The organism is Janthinobacterium sp. PC23-8, assembly GCF_002250505.1.
In the GTDB taxonomy this organism is placed as follows: Bacteria; Pseudomonadota; Gammaproteobacteria; order Burkholderiales; family Burkholderiaceae_D; genus Janthinobacterium.
This window is the reverse complement of the sequence record NZ_NJGY01000001.1, coordinates 3,139,001-3,154,493: the sequence shown is the minus strand read 5'-3', so window position 1 is coordinate 3,154,493 and position 15,493 is coordinate 3,139,001. Positions and strand designations below refer to the sequence as shown.

Below are 15,493 nucleotides of genomic sequence, written 5' to 3'. Positions count from 1 at the left end.
TGCGTCAGCCCTGCCCAAGGAACACACTAGTACATTTCGCGTATGTAAAGCACCGGACCCGACTTGAATACGCCAAACACCACCCGCCCGACGGTGGAGGGAAAATGCGGCAGGCCGCCGAGCGACACATCGACGCTGCCAGCCACCTTTGGCGCCTGCAGCGTCAACCGGCCATTGGCTGCCAGCACGCCGCTACTGAACTGATATACCTGGTCGGCAACCACCAGCGTGCTGCAGACCAGCGCCTTGGTGCAGTTGGCCAGCACCACATTGGCCTTGCCGAAGCTGCTCAGGCTGTCGGCCAGGTTGGCGCGCCAGCGCGCGCCGTCCCAGTACTGCGCCTGCACCTCCAGCCGGATCGGCAGCAGTTCCGAGCCGTAGCTGTTGGGCACCATCGCGCGCCCGGTAATCACCGTCAGCACCGCTTCCTTGCCTTGCGCCGACGGCGTCGATGTCACCACATTGCTGACCGGGTAAGTAAAGTTGGCGCGCAGCAGCAGTATGGTCGGCGCTGCCAGCGACGTGGCGCCAGCCGAGGGCGAATAAGCGCCGGGAAATTGATAGGCCAGCACCTGGCGCGCCACGCCGCCGCTGAAAGCGCTTATGGGCACGCCGCTCAAGACGATGCCGGCCGCGCTGCCATCGGTGAACTTGCTGCCGGCTGGCGGCATATTGGCGCTGTCCTGGGCGTCGCGCGCCAGCAGCTGGACCTGCTGCGTATTGATGCTGGTATCCTGCTTGTCAAAATTTATGGTGGTGGCGTTCTGCAGGTTCTGCGCCGTCACCTTCAGCGCGAAAGGCTGGCGCGCATACACATAGCGGGCGCCGGTGCCGGCGCCGTTATCGGTACAAGCGAACTGGGCGCCGCACAGTGCGGGAAAACCCGCAGCGGGCATGTTGACGATATCGAGCGCCGTCTGGAAATGGTGCGGGATAAACAGTACATTGTTGCTGGCGCCCGTCGCCAGCGGCGTAACCGTGCCGATTTGTTGCACGCCCAGGTAATTGTTCAAGATAGCGGTGATATTGATGGTGCCCGTTTCCGCCCATGCCAGTGCGCTGCTCTTGAGCACGCCATTGTTGAAACCGAGTACGCCGCTCACTTCCGGGTCGGCATTGCCATTTTGCGTACCAAACTTCGGTAACACATAGCCATGGCTCAGGGCCACCGCTGGCTTGATCGTCTCCTGACCGAAATTAGGCGTGGTGGCGCCCGCCTTGTTTTGCGCCGTGACGGTCACCGATGGCACTTCCTGGCCGGCGCGCTGCGGGCTGGCAATCGCGCTGAAAGCAAACTTGGCCGGTACGACGATGACATTGCCGCTGCCCGTCATCGTCAAACCATTGTCGGTGCCGCTGGTCGAGGTATAGGTGGCAGTCAGCCCCAGCTGGCCTACGTCCGCATAGAGCATGTTCGGCTGCGCCAGCCCATCGCTATCGAATTTCAACAGGACATCGGTGCCATCCACGCCGCAGGCGCTGCTGTTACTGGCGCCCAGCGACAAATAAGTCCCATTCTTGCCCTGTATGCGCGCGGCCAGGGTGCCAGTGGCGGGATTGGCATAACTGCAGCGCAGCTTGATGGTTTTATCGAGGCCTGCGAACAAGGGAACGCAGGCGCGCGGATTGTTGCTGGAGGAGCGCAGCGCGCTGATCGACACAATCGCCTCATCTTCCGCATAGCGCGGATTGCCGCTCACCTGCAGGCCGCTGCTGTTGAACGGCATCTGGCAGTTGGTGACATTGCCGGTGGTACTGTCTTTGCAGACCAGCGCGCCTGTGGTCGATGGCGTGCTGGTGAGGCTCAGGGTGGCCGTGCCCCCCGCGTATTGCGCCACCGTGCTGTCGACGCTGCCGGTAGTGCCCGTTGACGCCGTGGCGCCGCCAGGCGCCAGGACGACGGTTGCGCCATTGGTATACGCGCTGCCGCAACTGGCGTCGGCGCAGGCCTTGACGGTGACTTTTTCAGGGGAGCAGCTCAATGCTGCGGCCGGATGGGTGATCTGGAAATGGTGCGGGCCGGCTACCTGCGGCGCGGCGCAGGACGGTCCGTTCACCGTACCCTCGTCGTAACCGCTGTTGTTAGAGACGCAAGTACAAGGAGTGCTCGGAGTAAAAGCATTACAAGTGATTTTTTGCCGCACCCGGCCATGCCAGCCAAGGATGATGGAATCGACCTTGGCATTGCCGGTGATATACGCTTCCGACGATTGCAGTTCGACCTTTCCCGCGACAACGTTACCGGAAATAAAATTTCCAGAACCAAGGGTCAATGATTTGGAGGCCGTGACATCGCCGAAAACGCGGGTATCGGATGGTTCGATATTGACGGTTGGCGACACCAGCTTGCCGGTCAGGCGACCGCCAGATGCCAGGTTGAATTCGACCTTCGCGGTAACGTCGCCATTGAGCACTACCGGAGAATTGGTATGGACGGTAGAGCCGCTGATCGGACCGTTGACGGTGGCATGCGATGCAATATCGACCAGGCTTGTGGCCACAATGGTGCCAGTGATCGTCAGGTTGGAGCCACTGCCCAGATAAATGTTGGTCGCGCTGACGTTCGCCGTCAGTGTCTGTGCCTGTTGCCCGACCTTGAAGGTACCGCCCTGCGCAGTCAGGCTGCCGCCAGAGATATTCAGGTTGGGGCCGTTGATATTGCCAATATCGAGGTCGCCATTGACGATCAGCGCTGCGGTGCCGCTCATCGTCAGGCTCTGGTTATAACCGAAGGAAATGGCGCCCGGCACCACCACGGTGTAGCCGCTGGCGATCACCATGGTGTTGTTGTAATCCGGCATATCGAGGCCGCTACAGCTATATTGATTTCCCGTGATTGAACAAGCCGATACGGCACCGCCATTGAAATTCAAGTTGGCCGCCTGCGTGATCACAGAAACGGTCAATAAAAGCCACAATGCTGCCAGATATTTGAACAGGGTTTTTTTCATAATGCGGAATTATAAAGCCCTTTAATATCCACGAAACATTGCGTGTTGACTTTAAGCATAGCCCTCGCATGCTAAGCTGTCACCTTGACCCAGCAATCACGTATCTGATGACAGATCCGCTCCCCACTTCCCGCTCGCCATTGCGCACCGTCGACATCATCATCTACCCGGGCTTCAAGGCCCTTGAAGCCATCGGCGCCATGAAGGTGTTTGATTATGCCAACACCCATCTGCGCCTGCGCAATCTGCCGGGAGGCTATGAGATGCACATCGCTTCGACCGCCATCGGGCCGGTGGCGTCCGATACGCTGATGAGTTTGCATGCCAGCAAGATGCTCGACGCGGCCAGCTTGCCGGACCTGGCGGTGATCGTCGGCTGCCACCATGTCGAGCAGGTGTTGCAAGAGATCCCGGCGATTGCCGCCTGGGTGGCGCAGGCGGCGCCGCGCATCGATACCCTGGCGGCGCTGTGCACGGGCTGCTTTTTCCTGGCCGAGGCCGGTGTGCTCGATGGCAAGCGCGCCGCCACGCACTGGAGCGCGGTGGACAGCCTGCGCCGGCGCTATCCGCAAATCGAGGTCAACGCCGATGCGATTTTTGTGCGCGAAGGAAATGTCTGGACCTCCGCGGGCGTCACCGCCGGCATCGACCTGGCGCTGGCACTGGTGGAAGAGGATTTCAGCCGCGATATCGCGCTGGAAGTAGCACGCGACCTGGTAGTGTACCTGAAACGCCCGGGCGGGCAGTCGCAGTTTTCCGTGCACCTGTCGAGCCAGATGACGACGCACCCGACCATCCGCCAGTTGCAGGCCTGGATCATGGACCACCTGGCCGAAGACCTGAGCGTGCCGCAACTGGCGGCCAGTCTGGCCATGAGCGAGCGCAATTTTACGCGCGTGTTCCAGCGTGAAACGCATACCAGTCCCACCGAGTTCATTGAAACGGCGCGCTTCGAGCTGGCGCGTCGGCTACTGGAAGAAAACGTGTCGTCACTGAAACACGTGGCCGCGCAGACTGGTTTACAGAGCGAGGAAAGGCTGCGCCGGCTGTTTCACAAGAAACTCGGCGTCACGCCGCGCGACTACCGCGAACGTTTTTCCAGCACCACGCGTTAGCGTGAGTCCTTAGCGCGACTTGCCCGAACTGGCGATGCGCACACGCCGCACCGCCAGTTGCTGGCGCTGCCACTCCAGCGGCGTAAACATCAGCGCACACAGCAAATACGTGGCCAGCAAGGCCAACCAGACGACGGGCGTGGCAAGGATGGCGGCATCGCGCCACCACAGCGCCAGCATGGCGGACAAGCTCGCGCCAAGCAACACGGGCAGCATGCGCCGCAAGGTCAGCAGATAGGCAGTGGCAAACATTGGGGCTCCCGGCATCAAGGTTATGCAGCGATGCCTTCGACATTAGCAGGGGTGGCTGGCGAAGTACAGCGCGCCGTCCCCTGCTGGCCTCTGGTGTTGCTGATTTAAGTAAGTGCCAAGAAATTATTGTGAAATTATGACGAACAGAACCGGATGGCGGAGCAGGGAATTCGCGGGACCTGTCCCGCGCCTGCGCAACGGTATCGCCTTGCAAGGCGATACTCCCGCAAAGGCGCCCGATGCGACGCAGTGCGAGCACTGCTAGCAGCGGGCAACGCCGCAGAGCGCCGGTTATGGAAGTCAGAATCCACAAGAATTTATGCGTACTTGCTTAGTACAGCACCACCGAACGGATCGACTCGCCGCTCTTCATCAGGTCAAAGCCTTCGTTGATGCGTTCGAGCGGCAGGCGGTGCGTGATCAGGTCGTCGATATTGAGCTTGCCTTCCATATACCAGTCGACGATCTTCGGCACATCGGTGCGGCCGCGCGCGCCGCCAAAGGCCGAACCGCGCCATTCGCGGCCCGTCACCAGCTGGAACGGACGGGTCGAGATTTCCTGGCCGGCCGCCGCCACGCCGATAATGAACGATTTGCCCCAGCCCTTGTGGGTGCATTCGAGCGCCTGGCGCATCAGGCTGGTGTTACCGACGCATTCAAAACTGTAATCGGCGCCGCCGTCGGTCAATTGCACGATGGCGTCAACCACGTTCTCCACTTCGTTCGGATTGATAAAGTGCGTCATGCCGAACTTGCGGGCGATGGCCTGGCGCGCCGGGTTGATGTCGATGCCGATAATCTTGTCGGCGCCGACCATTTTCGCCGCCTGGATCACGTTCAGGCCGATGCCGCCCAGGCCGAACACGGCCACATTGGCGCCCGCCTCGACCTTGGCCGAGAACAAGACCGCGCCCACGCCGGTGGTCACGCCGCAACCGATATAGCAGACCTTGTCGAACGGCGCGTCTTCACGGATCTTCGCCAGGGCGATTTCCGGCACCACGATAAAGTTCGAGAAGGTCGAGGTGCCCATGTAATGGAACAGCGGCTTGCCGTCCAGCGAAAAGCGGCTGGTGGCGTCGGGCATCAGGCCACGGCCCTGGGTGCTGCGGATTTTCTGGCACAGATTGGTCTTTTGCGACAGGCAAAACTTGCACTCGCGGCATTCCGGCGTGTACAGGGGAATCACGTGGTCGTCCTTTTTCAGCGTTTTCACGCCCGGGCCCACGTCAACCACGATGCCGGCGCCTTCATGGCCCAGGATGGCGGGGAAGATGCCTTCCGGATCGGCGCCCGACAGGGTGTAGTAATCGGTATGGCAGATACCGGTCGCTTTCAGTTCGATCAGCACTTCGCCTTCACGCGGCCCGGCCAGGTCGACTTCTTCGATGGTCAGGGGGGCGCCGGCCTTCCAGGCCACGGCTGCTTTGGTTTTCATGGGTCGCTCCTGCGCGGTTTCAGATGTCGCATTATGGCCTGCCTCGGCCGCGCGCGATACGGGCCGGCGCGCGATTGTCTGAAAACGCCGCCCCTTTGTCCGATCGTGCGGCAACGAACGGTAGCGGTATGCGGCAGGCGTATGCTGGCAACAGTACAACACTCGCTTGCGCGCGATCAAGTCAGCTGGCGAAAAAATGCATGATCGTATTTCAACGCCGTCCGTCACCCGACAAGCGGCTGCGTCGTTCCATCCCTGGAGACTGACATGCGCAATCGAACTTCCCCCACCGCACTCAAACAAGCCTTGCTGGCGCTGCTGATGCTGTTCACCCTGGGCCTGCTGGCCGCGTGCGGCGGCAACGACAATGACCACCATCCGCCTCCCGGCCCCACCACCGGCAGCCTCGCGGTGACCATCAGCGGCCTGCCCGCCGGCGTCAACGGCGCCGTCACCGTGACCGGACCGGCCGCTTACAGCAAGCTGCTGACGGCGTCAGCCACCTTGAGCGACCTGGCGCCGGGTGCCTATGCCATCACCGCCGCCAATGTGGCTTACGGCACCGGCAGCCTGGCGGCCACGCCGGCGACCCAGCAAGTGCAGGTGGCCGCTGGCGCCACAGCCGGCGCTGGCGTCGCCTACGCGGCCACGGCGCCGCTGGCGCTGGCCTTGCAGGAGGTGGCCAGCGGCCTGCAGGCGCCGACCTTCCTGACGTCGCCGCCCGGCGACAGCCGGCTGTTCATCGTCGAGCGCGCCGGGCGCATCCGCATCGTCGACAATGGCATCCTGCTGGCCACGCCGTTTCTCGATATCAGCAGCCGCACCACCACCGATGGCGAACGGGGCCTGCTGTCGATGGCGTTTCATCCGCAGTACGCCAGCAACGGCTACTTTTTCCTGTACTACACCGACTTGATCGGCAATATCATCATCGAGCGGCGCCAGGTGTCGGCCGGCAACGCCAACGTCGCCGATGCGCTGGCCAGCGTGCAGATCATCGCGATTGCCCACCCCGGTTTCAGCAACCACAATGGCGGCCTGCTCAGCTTTGGCCCGGACGGCTATCTGTATGTGACCACGGGTGATGGCGGCGGCGCTGGCGACGCGGCCGGTAACGCACAAAATACCAATACACTGCTCGGCAAGATGCTGCGCCTTGACGTGAACGCCAGCAGCATCGTGCAACCATATGCCATTCCGGCCGGCAATCCGTTTGTCAATACGGCCGGCAAGCGCGCGGAAATCTGGGCCTATGGCCTGCGCAATCCCTGGCGCTACGCCTTCGATACCACGGCGCAACTGCTGTATATCGCCGACGTGGGCCAGGCCCAGCGCGAAGAGATCAATGTCGTGCCCGTGGACCAGGCTGGCAACAACTATGGCTGGAACATCATGGAAGGCACGCAGTGCTACAACAGCGCGACGTGCAACCAGACGGCTCTGGTATTGCCCAAGGTCGAGTACGGCCACGACAGCGCGGGCGGCTGCTCGATCACGGGCGGCTATGTCTACCGCGGCACGGCGCTGCCGGAACTGGCGGGCCGGTATCTGTACTCCGACTATTGCAGCGGCTGGCTGAAGAGTTTTACCTACAGCAATAGCAGCGCCTCGGCCGTGACGGACTGGAACATCACGAACGTGGGCAATATCCTGTCGTTCGGCCAGGATGCGCAGAAAGAACTGTACCTGCTTGGCGGCAGCGGCAAGGTGTACCGCATCGTGCGCAAGCAGTAACACAGTGGCATTTTTCGACGCCTGGCGGGGAAGCGGCTAGAATTGACTTTCCCGCCACGTCTGGCGCCCCTGCAAAGAGAGACCCATGGCACGTTTGACACTGGAATTTCCCGAAGACCAATACTGCTATTCTTCGCAATTGACGGTACGCACCACCGACATCAATGCCGGCAATCATCTCGGCAACGATTCCATGATCTCCATGATTTCGGAGGCGCGCGCCCGCTTTTTGTTCGAATTCGGCGTGCGCGACATCGAGGCCGACGGCACCGGCATCATCGTCACGGATCTCGCCACCACCTACCGTGCCGAAGCCCATGCGCGCGACCAGTTGCTGTTTGAAGTGGGCGTGATGGACTTCAACAAATACGGCGGCGACATCACCTTCCGCATCACGCGTCCGCGCGACAACACCCTGATCGCCATGGCCAAGTCGGGCTTTGTATTTTTTAACTACAAGCGCAGCCAGGTCGTGCCCATGCCGGAAGAATTCGGCAGCAAATTTACCCAGGTTAACTGGATCGATTAAGCCTGTTCAGCGGTAGATGGAAGGTCTTGGCGAACCATTCGTCGATCATCAGCTTTTCATAGCGCAGGCGCTCGCCGCTGGGGTAGCGGTTCATGTGCGTCAGGTAAGACATGTCGGACAGCTGCGCATCGGCGCTCTTGATCGCCTTGCCGTCCTGTTCCAGCACATACGACAGGCTGATGCGCGGCCAGTCGGCGCCGCCCGTCATTACGCGGATTTCGTTGGCGGAACGCACCTGCGGATCTTCGCGGCCTGCCAGGTCGATATCGGTGATCACGATCTGCAAATGCTGTCCGGCCGGCAGCGACGCGCCCAGCTTGTCGAAGTGGCGCGTCAGTTCCTGCAATGCCTCTTCGCGCTTGCGCGGATCGAACGACAGATCGGCGAATTGTTCCGGCTTGTCATAACGCACCTCGGTCTTGCCGGTGGCCATGACAGCATCAGAATGTTGCGCCCACGCGGCGGCGCTTGCCAGCAAGACGCTGCCAGCCAACAGCAAGCGCGTGACTTTCTTTTTCATGATCATCCCTTTCAAAAGACACCCGCATCCAATATACGCGCCTCGCCCGGCATCGCCGTTGAAATTCATATCTTGTTACGAACTGATTGGCAATCTGGACGAAAACAAAGTATTGTCTTGAGAGTATAATTGCATAAGTGATAAAGTATGTATGACAATGTTTTCGTGTAGTTGAAAACACTGTTGCATGGAAACAGGACAATTAATCTTGCCTGTTGTTAATACCATGCGCTCGGTCTACAATCGACAGAATGCGCCCGGAAACTGGGCAACGCCATTGCTGGCGCACAGGGTGCCTGGCGCGTGGCGGCCAGTCATGCCCTTTAGCGGAACTCGTCCTTATGTCATTTTTGTCTTCAGCCTCGCCCAAGTTAACGCCGTGGAAAGTCTTGCTTGTCGACGATGAACCCGACATTCACGACATTACCAAGCTGACACTGACCCGTTTCCGCCTCGAAGGCCGCGCCCTCAGTTTTGTGCATGCCTACAGCGGCGCCGAAGCCAAGCAGGTGCTGGCGCGCGAGGAAGGCATCGCGCTGGTGTTTCTCGACGTGGTCATGGAGCGCGAGGACAGCGGCCTGGAAGTGGCGCGCTGGATGCGCGAAGACCTGGGCAACCACTTTACCCGCATCGTGCTGCGCACCGGGCAGCCGGGCCAGGCGCCGGAAGAGCGCGTAATCGTCAATTACGATATCAACGATTACAAGGAAAAAACCGAGCTCGACCGCACCAAGCTGTTTACCACCACCTTTGCCGCCCTGCGCGCCTACCGCGACATCATGAAGGTCGAGGAAGCGCGTCTGGCGCAGCTGCATTACCGCGAAGGCCTGGAACGCGTGATCGCCGCCTCGGCGCACATCTTCAAGCAGCGCAACCTGCGCGACTTCGCCAGCGGCCTGCTGCAGCAAGTCGTCGCCCTGCTGCGCCTGGAAACAAGCATGCTGCTGCGCCTGCGCGGCGCCAGCGCCATCACCGGCGTGCAGGACTATGAAATCCTGGCGCAGATCGGCGACACCGACGACGGCATGTTCAGCCCGGCCCTGCTGTCGCAGCTGGACGACGCCAAGAGCAACAAGATTTCGCGCCTGCATGGCGACACCTATGTCGGCTATTTTCCCAACAGCAGCGGCAAGGCGTCCCTGCTGGTATTGAAAGGCGTGGCAGAAATTTCCGACCTCGACGCGCAGCTGCTGGAAGTGTTCTGCTCGGGCGTGGCGATCGCCTTCGACAATATTTTGCTGACGCAAGAAATCACCGACACCCAGGCCGAACTGATCCTGCGCCTGGGCGACGTGGTCGAATCGCGCTCGCACGAAAGCGGCAACCACGTGCGCCGCATGGCCGAGGTATGCCAGTTGCTGGCGCAGGCGTCGGGCATGTCGGAAGAAGAAACCATGGTGCTGCGCCACGCCGCGCCCATGCACGACATCGGCAAGATTTCCACCCCCGACGCGGTATTGCTCAAACCGGGCAAGCTCGACGCGGCCGAATGGGAAATCATGAAGCAGCACCCGTCCGTGGGCATGTCGATCCTCGACGGCTCGCAGCGCCCGCTATTGAAAGCGGCCGCCGTGATCGCCCACCAGCACCATGAAAAATACGACGGCAGCGGCTACCCGCAAGGCCTGGTCGGCGAGCACATCCACAAATACGCGCGCATCGCTGCGGTGGCCGACGTCTTCGACGCCCTGATGCACAAGCGCTGCTACAAGGACGCCTGGCCCCTGGAGCAGGTGGTCGCCTACCTGCGCGAAGTGAGCGGCAGCCATCTCGATCCGCAATATGTGGAGTTGTTGATTGCAAACCTCGACGAAGCGCTGGCGCTCAATCAGCGGTTTCCGGACTAGCATTGCATATTGAAACGTTGAACCATTGGCTTACGAATGAAGGGTGCGGCAAGTCGGAGATAGCAGCCGGGGGGGGTGATCTAATACAGTGAGTATGGAGAACGGACCCGGGGGTCAGGTCCGCCATTCCGACACAAGCCCAGCGGTGCCCATACAACTTGCTGCTGATCGAGACGACCAAGGCTCAGAGCGTGTGCAAATGACTGACCTGGCCCTGGCCACTGACCCTGACCACGCTCGGCTTCGTAAAACCCTCTCCCACTCAAGCTTTCTAACACAGAGTGTGAGACAATGAGACATGGTTAAAACGACTACCACAACTGTTGCTGGAAAGAAGCAGGCGGCGAAAAAGGCGCTTGCAACAGCGGCTGCGCCAGCGCGCGTAGGCCGGTCTGTTTCCGCCAGCGCAGCTGCAGCCGCAGAGGCTGCTCTTCCGCAAAAAACAAGCTATGCGGCATTGGTCCGCCGCCTTGCCAAAGACTATGGCGTCAAAGTCGCTTCGGCACCTGCCGCTTCGCCGATCAACCCGTATCGCACGAGCGAGGCCGTAACCAAAAAAGCTCTGCAAGGCGCAGGGGTTTTGACCCGTTACGGTAATCTGGCGCCACACTTGAAGTGAAGACTGGGCAGCTGGTATTCGCTTATCACGGTTGTGATGTTACTCTGCGTGATGACTTGGTCAGCGGTCGCATCACTGAGCTGAAGCCGAGTGCAAACAAGTACGACTGGCTAGGTGCTGGAGCATATTTCTTCGAGAACGATTACAAACGCGCGCTGATGTTCGCGAGCGCCGCGCAAGCCAATCCAACGAAGCGTTTCACGAAACAACCGATTGCGACGCCAGCTGTAGTAGGCGCAGTCCTGCAATTGGATTTCATCTTGGATATGACTACGCAAGAAGGTATTGAAGAGTACTGTCTTGCGTACGAAGCAATGGTTGAATATCTGACTGATAATGGCCTTCCCGAGCCAAAAAACTCGAAGGCTAATGACGATGATGAAGACATCATTGTTCGTCAGCTAGATAGCGATGTATTTAATTTCATGCATCAGATCCGCGACAGAACTGATCAGCGAATGTTTCAAGCTGTCCGATCAGCATTTCCGCAAGGCAAGGAGGTGGCGCCGTCATCAGCTTTCAAACGCAGCTCGCACATCCAGATTGCGCTACGCGAGAACTCCTGCGTCCGTGCCTGGTTCCTGCCGTCAGGTGCGCAGCTTATGACTGAACGGCAATATGAAACAGCCGAGGAAAAACTCGCCGCAGCCAAAGCTGTATATGCTGCTCAAAAGCCGCGTATCCGAGCCACTCCCCAGCATTAATAAGATATCGCACTGCGTTCGATAACAATGAAGCAAGCCGGTCATGGGGCAGCAAAGTGCCCCTGAGCAATACGCACAGCAGCAAACCAAGTTTCGCCCCAAGACCTCAACCTGGGCGCCTCGGGCCAAGCGGCCCGCTGTTTTGAAGTTAAAGTTCAAGCAGTCTTCGGCTCCAGCGGAAAACGTATCGTGTAATGCAACCCCATCCCCGGCGCACTGGCCACCTTGACGGTGCCTCCCAGCGCCCCCGTCACCAGATTATACAAAATATGCGCGCCCAGCCCACTGCCGCCCGACCCGCGCTTGGTGGTGAAAAACGGATCAAACAACTGGCCCAGGGTGGCACTATCCATGCCCAACCCGTCGTCGCTATAGTCGAGCAGCAGCATGTCGCCGTCGCTACGGGCATTGATCCTGATATTGCCCGGTTCGCCTTCCGGAAAACCATGCACCATGGAATTGACCACCATATTGGTGACGATCTGCGAGATCGCGCCGGGATAGCTGCGCAGCTGCAGCTCGGGGGCGCACTCGACAGCGACCTTGATCGGCTTGCCTTTGAGCTTGGGTTGCAGCGACAGTAAAATTTCATCGAGGTATTTGCGCAGGTTGAAGTTGCGCATGTCGTCCGAGGACTGGTCGACGGCCACCTGCTTGAAGCTGCGCACCAGCGCTGCGGCGCGCTGGGTATTGGTGGTCATGATGCGCAAGGTCTGGTCGATAATGCCGAAAAACTCCTGCAAGCCGTCTTCGTCGAGCTGGCCGCTTGCCAGGTCTTCGCGCGTCAGTTTCAGCTCCTGCACCAGGTGGCTGGTAGCGGTCACGCAAATGCCCAGTGGCGTGTTGATCTCATGCGCCACGCCGGCCACCAGGCGCCCCAGGGAGGCCAGCTTTTCCTGGCGCACCAGCTCCGACTGCGCCTCTTTCAACGCCTCGAGCGCGCGGTTCAGGGCCGCGTTCTGCTCTTCCAGGGTTTCCTTGGCCTGGCGCATGGCGCGGTCGGCCTGCATGCGCGCGATCGCCACCGCCACGTGGCTGGCCATAAAGGCCAGCACGTCCAGCTCGGCCTGGCCATACACCACAGAGGCATCATAACTTTGCACGATGATCACGCCATAGGCGCGCTCGCCGAGCAGCATCGGCGCCCCCATCCAGCTGGCGATGGCGGCATTGCCGAGCGGCTCGTTCATTTCGCCGCTGGCCAGCAGCGCCGCATAGCTGTGCGCGTCGAGCAGGCAGGGCTGGCGCCGCGCCAGCACATAGGAACTCATGCCCACGCCATAACGAAAACGCTTGACGGGCGCCTGCGCATCTTTTTCATCGACAAAATAGGGAATCGTGATCTCGCTGCTATCGGGGTGATACAAGGCGATCAGGAAATTGTTGGCCGTTACCAGTTCGCTGATGATGGCGTGCAGGCGCGCATACAGGGTGGCGGCGTCGGCCGCCTGAGCCGACAGGTTGGCGATTTCAAACAGCGCATGCTGCAGGTTTTCCGCGCGGCGCCGCTCGGCCACCTCGTGGGCCAGCAGGGCCGTGCGTTCCTGCACCGCCTTTTCCAGCCGGTCCATGCTTTGCAGGCCTTGCAGCGCGCTCGACACATGGGTGGCGATCAGCGCGAACAGGGCCTGGTCTTCCAGGCTGAAACGGTGTTCGGCGTCATAGCTCTGGATCACGATGGCGCCCAGCACCTGATGCTGCTGGTCGAGCAGCGGGCAGCCTATCCAGTGCTCGGCCGCCGTGCCGCCGCCCCAGGAGGCGCCGCCATCGACATGCATGGCCTCGTCGCCGGCCGTCATCACCAGTTGCTTGCCGTGGATGATGACCCAGGCCGTGGGCGACTGTTCGGCGCCGGCCAGGCGCACCACCCGCCCGGCATCGGGCGCAATGTCGAATTCGTCGACAAAATACGGAAAGCGCACGGTGCCGTGGTCGCTCAGGGCCACATAAAAATTGGCCGCATACATGATGCGTCCCAGCGCCGCGTGCACCGCTTGCAGGAAATCGGCGATATCGCTGCAGGTGCTGGAACGCTGGCCGATTTCCAGCAATACGTTTTGTACCGCTTCCAGGCGGCTGAGACGACTTTCCATGGGGTTTCCTGACGGCTGCAAAAAATAGTTCCAAAAATCAATGTTAGCAGTTCATCTGCCCCTTGGCACGCTAAACCGGCAAGGATTTGCCAGCATCGGCCGACAGTGGCTACACTAGCGACTCTTCCATGCATGAATTGCCCATGACCATCTCGCTACGCGCTGCAGTGCGCCCCTACACCGTTGCCGCTCTGCTGGTGTTTTCCGCCGTCGGCATGCCGCCCCTGTGCGCCGCACCGGCGCGCGTGCCGGCCGCGCAGACGGCCGATGGCGGACGCTATTTCGGCCCGCTGGTCGACGGCAAGATGCAGGGCCGCGGCCGACTCGAATACGCGAGCGGCGCCTACTATGAGGGCGGCTTCGAGCGCGGCGTGTTCAGCGGCCAGGGCAGCTTGCGCCAGCCGTCGGGCGTGCGCTACGAGGGCCAGTTCCGCCTGGGCGCGTTCGAAGGGCAAGGCCGCTATACCTCGCCCAAGGGTGAAGTCTATGCCGGCCATTTTACCAAGGGCAATTTCGAAGGCCAGGGCAGCTACCAGGGACAGGACGGCAGCTATGTCGGCGCGTTTCGCAACTGGAAGCCGCATGGCGCGGGCGTGCTGACCGACAGCGAGGGCATGGTTTTCCAGGGCACGTTCGTGCAAGGCCAGCCGCAGGGCAAGATGCAGGTGCGCACGCCCGACGGCATCGTCTACACGGGCACGCTGAAGGACTGGAAGTTCGATGGCGAGGGCGTCTTGCGCACGCTTGACGGCGATGAATACAAGGGGCACTTCCGCAATGGCCTGTTCGATGGCGCCGGCGTGCTGCGCTATGCGCATGCCCAGCCGGACGGGCGCACCAGCGACAGCGGCAACTGGACCGAAGGGCAACTCGACGACCCGGCGCTGGACAAGCTCACGCGCGACAATATCGAACTGGCCCTGTACAAGCAGCCGGCCCTGCTGGAAAAAACCCTGGCCGGCGTGCTGCCGCACGACCCGGCGAAAAAAATCAATCTGTACTTCCTCGGCGTCGGCGGCGATGGCGCGCAGGAAGTGTTCCGGCGTGAAACGGCCTTCGTGCAGCGCCAGTTCGACCGCGACTATGGCACGGCCGGGCGCTCGATGGTGCTGCTCAACAGCCGCAATACGGTGGCGCAGCAGCCGATGGCCACGCGCACCAGCATCGGCGCCAGCCTCGATGCGCTGGGCGCAAAAATGGACAAGAACAACGACGTGCTGTTTTTGTTCCTGACCAGCCACGGCTCGGCCGACCACCAGCTGGCGCTGGCGCAAAACGGCATGGACCTGCACAGCCTGCCCGCGCAGGACCTGGCCGCCATGCTGAAACACAGCGGCATCCTGTGGCGGGTGATCGTGGTTTCGGCCTGCTACTCGGGCGGCTTTATCGCCCCCCTGAAAGATGACCATACCCTGATCATCACGGCCGCGCGGCTTGACCGCACCTCGTTCGGCTGCGATGACCAGGCCGACTTCACCTATTTCAGCGAAGCCTATTTCAAGCAGGCGCTGCCCGCCAGCAGCGGCTTTGCCGAGGCCTTCGAGCAAGCCAAAATCCTGGTGCGCGCGCGCGAAGCGCAAGACTTCAAGGAGAACGGCGACGGCGCAGAAGAACATTCCGAACCGCAGATTTACCAGGGCAAGGCAATCGGCCAACAATTGACGGCATGGCGCGCCCAGCGCAAATAAAGT

At 60.9% G+C, this 15,493-nt stretch carries 12 protein-coding genes; 7 read left to right on the top strand and 5 right to left on the bottom strand.

The annotated features are described in order from the left end of the window. Positions 1 to 26: 26 nt before the first annotated feature. Positions 27 to 2,801, bottom strand: a complete 2,775-nt coding sequence (locus tag CD932_RS13535) for a polymer-forming cytoskeletal protein (RefSeq protein WP_141213244.1) — start codon at positions 2,799 to 2,801, stop codon at positions 27 to 29. 257 nt (positions 2,802 to 3,058) lie between these two features. Here CD932_RS13535 and CD932_RS13530 point away from each other — a divergent pair, with 257 nt between their 5' ends. Beyond that, complete coding sequence (locus CD932_RS13530) at positions 3,059 to 4,066, top strand: GlxA family transcriptional regulator (protein WP_094443081.1); 1,008 nt, start codon at positions 3,059 to 3,061, stop codon at positions 4,064 to 4,066. A gap of 9 nt (positions 4,067 to 4,075) precedes the next feature. Here the strand turns inward: CD932_RS13530 and CD932_RS13525 are convergent, their stop codons facing one another. After that, positions 4,076 to 4,318: a hypothetical protein gene (locus CD932_RS13525; protein ID WP_094443080.1), complete on the bottom strand. Its 243-nt coding sequence runs from the start codon at positions 4,316 to 4,318 to the stop codon at positions 4,076 to 4,078. 331 nt (positions 4,319 to 4,649) lie between these two features. Continuing rightward, on the bottom strand, positions 4,650 to 5,756 hold the full coding sequence (locus CD932_RS13520; RefSeq protein ID WP_094443079.1) for an S-(hydroxymethyl)glutathione dehydrogenase/class III alcohol dehydrogenase: 1,107 nt from the start codon (positions 5,754 to 5,756) through the stop codon (positions 4,650 to 4,652). A gap of 267 nt (positions 5,757 to 6,023) precedes the next feature. On the opposite strand from CD932_RS13520, the gene CD932_RS13515 reads away from it, so the two are divergent. Continuing rightward, positions 6,024 to 7,490 carry a sorbosone dehydrogenase family protein gene (locus CD932_RS13515; RefSeq protein ID WP_094443078.1) on the top strand — a complete coding sequence of 489 codons (1,467 nt, stop codon included), beginning with the start codon at positions 6,024 to 6,026 and terminating at the stop codon, positions 7,488 to 7,490. 85 nt (positions 7,491 to 7,575) lie between these two features. Further along, on the top strand, positions 7,576 to 8,019 hold the full coding sequence (locus CD932_RS13510; protein ID WP_094443077.1) for a thioesterase family protein: 444 nt from the start codon (positions 7,576 to 7,578) through the stop codon (positions 8,017 to 8,019). On the opposite strand, the gene CD932_RS13505 is transcribed toward CD932_RS13510, so the two are convergent. After that, complete coding sequence (locus CD932_RS13505) at positions 8,003 to 8,539, bottom strand: DUF3016 domain-containing protein (RefSeq protein ID WP_094443635.1); 537 nt, start codon at positions 8,537 to 8,539, stop codon at positions 8,003 to 8,005. The genes CD932_RS13510 and CD932_RS13505 overlap by 17 nt on opposite strands. A 341-nt stretch (positions 8,540 to 8,880) precedes the next feature. Here CD932_RS13505 and CD932_RS13500 point away from each other — a divergent pair, with 341 nt between their 5' ends. The 3 genes from CD932_RS13500 (at position 8,881) to CD932_RS13495 (ending at position 11,709) form a co-directional block, all read left to right on the top strand. Next, on the top strand, positions 8,881 to 10,386 hold the full coding sequence (locus CD932_RS13500; protein ID WP_094443076.1) for an HD domain-containing phosphohydrolase: 1,506 nt from the start codon (positions 8,881 to 8,883) through the stop codon (positions 10,384 to 10,386). 298 nt (positions 10,387 to 10,684) lie between these two features. After that, on the top strand, positions 10,685 to 11,005 hold the full coding sequence (locus tag CD932_RS28235) for a hypothetical protein (protein WP_141213243.1): 321 nt from the start codon (positions 10,685 to 10,687) through the stop codon (positions 11,003 to 11,005). Beyond that, entirely contained in the window at positions 11,002 to 11,709 is a 708-nt protein-coding gene (locus CD932_RS13495; protein WP_094443075.1) for a hypothetical protein, read from the top strand. Before CD932_RS28235 ends, CD932_RS13495 begins: the two co-directional genes overlap by 4 nt. Before the next feature lie 155 nt (positions 11,710 to 11,864). Here CD932_RS13495 and CD932_RS13490 read toward each other — a convergent pair whose 3' ends face one another. Then, positions 11,865 to 13,802 carry a GAF domain-containing sensor histidine kinase gene (locus CD932_RS13490; RefSeq protein WP_094443074.1) on the bottom strand — a complete coding sequence of 646 codons (1,938 nt, stop codon included), beginning with the start codon at positions 13,800 to 13,802 and terminating at the stop codon, positions 11,865 to 11,867. Between the two features lie 143 nt (positions 13,803 to 13,945). Between CD932_RS13490 and CD932_RS13485 the strand changes: the two genes are divergently transcribed. Beyond that, positions 13,946 to 15,490 (top strand): C13 family peptidase, encoded by a 1,545-nt coding sequence (locus CD932_RS13485; RefSeq protein ID WP_176460948.1) that lies wholly within the window; start codon positions 13,946 to 13,948, stop codon positions 15,488 to 15,490. The last annotated feature ends 3 nt before the right edge of the window (positions 15,491 to 15,493 follow it).

Coding starts and splice junctions, on each gene's coding strand:
- CD932_RS13535 (WP_141213244.1), bottom strand. CDS start 2,801: ATGCCGGATTACAACAACACCATGGTGATCGCCAGCGGCTACACCGTG.
- CD932_RS13530 (WP_094443081.1), top strand. CDS start 3,059: ATGACAGATCCGCTCCCCACTTCCCGCTCGCCATTGCGCACCGTCGAC.
- CD932_RS13525 (WP_094443080.1), bottom strand. CDS start 4,318: ATGTTTGCCACTGCCTATCTGCTGACCTTGCGGCGCATGCTGCCCGTG.
- CD932_RS13520 (WP_094443079.1), bottom strand. CDS start 5,756: ATGAAAACCAAAGCAGCCGTGGCCTGGAAGGCCGGCGCCCCCCTGACC.
- CD932_RS13515 (WP_094443078.1), top strand. CDS start 6,024: ATGCGCAATCGAACTTCCCCCACCGCACTCAAACAAGCCTTGCTGGCG.
- CD932_RS13510 (WP_094443077.1), top strand. CDS start 7,576: ATGGCACGTTTGACACTGGAATTTCCCGAAGACCAATACTGCTATTCT.
- CD932_RS13505 (WP_094443635.1), bottom strand. CDS start 8,539: ATGAAAAAGAAAGTCACGCGCTTGCTGTTGGCTGGCAGCGTCTTGCTG.
- CD932_RS13500 (WP_094443076.1), top strand. CDS start 8,881: ATGTCATTTTTGTCTTCAGCCTCGCCCAAGTTAACGCCGTGGAAAGTC.
- CD932_RS28235 (WP_141213243.1), top strand. CDS start 10,685: ATGGTTAAAACGACTACCACAACTGTTGCTGGAAAGAAGCAGGCGGCG.
- CD932_RS13490 (WP_094443074.1), bottom strand. CDS start 13,802: ATGGAAAGTCGTCTCAGCCGCCTGGAAGCGGTACAAAACGTATTGCTG.
- CD932_RS13485 (WP_176460948.1), top strand. CDS start 13,946: ATGACCATCTCGCTACGCGCTGCAGTGCGCCCCTACACCGTTGCCGCT.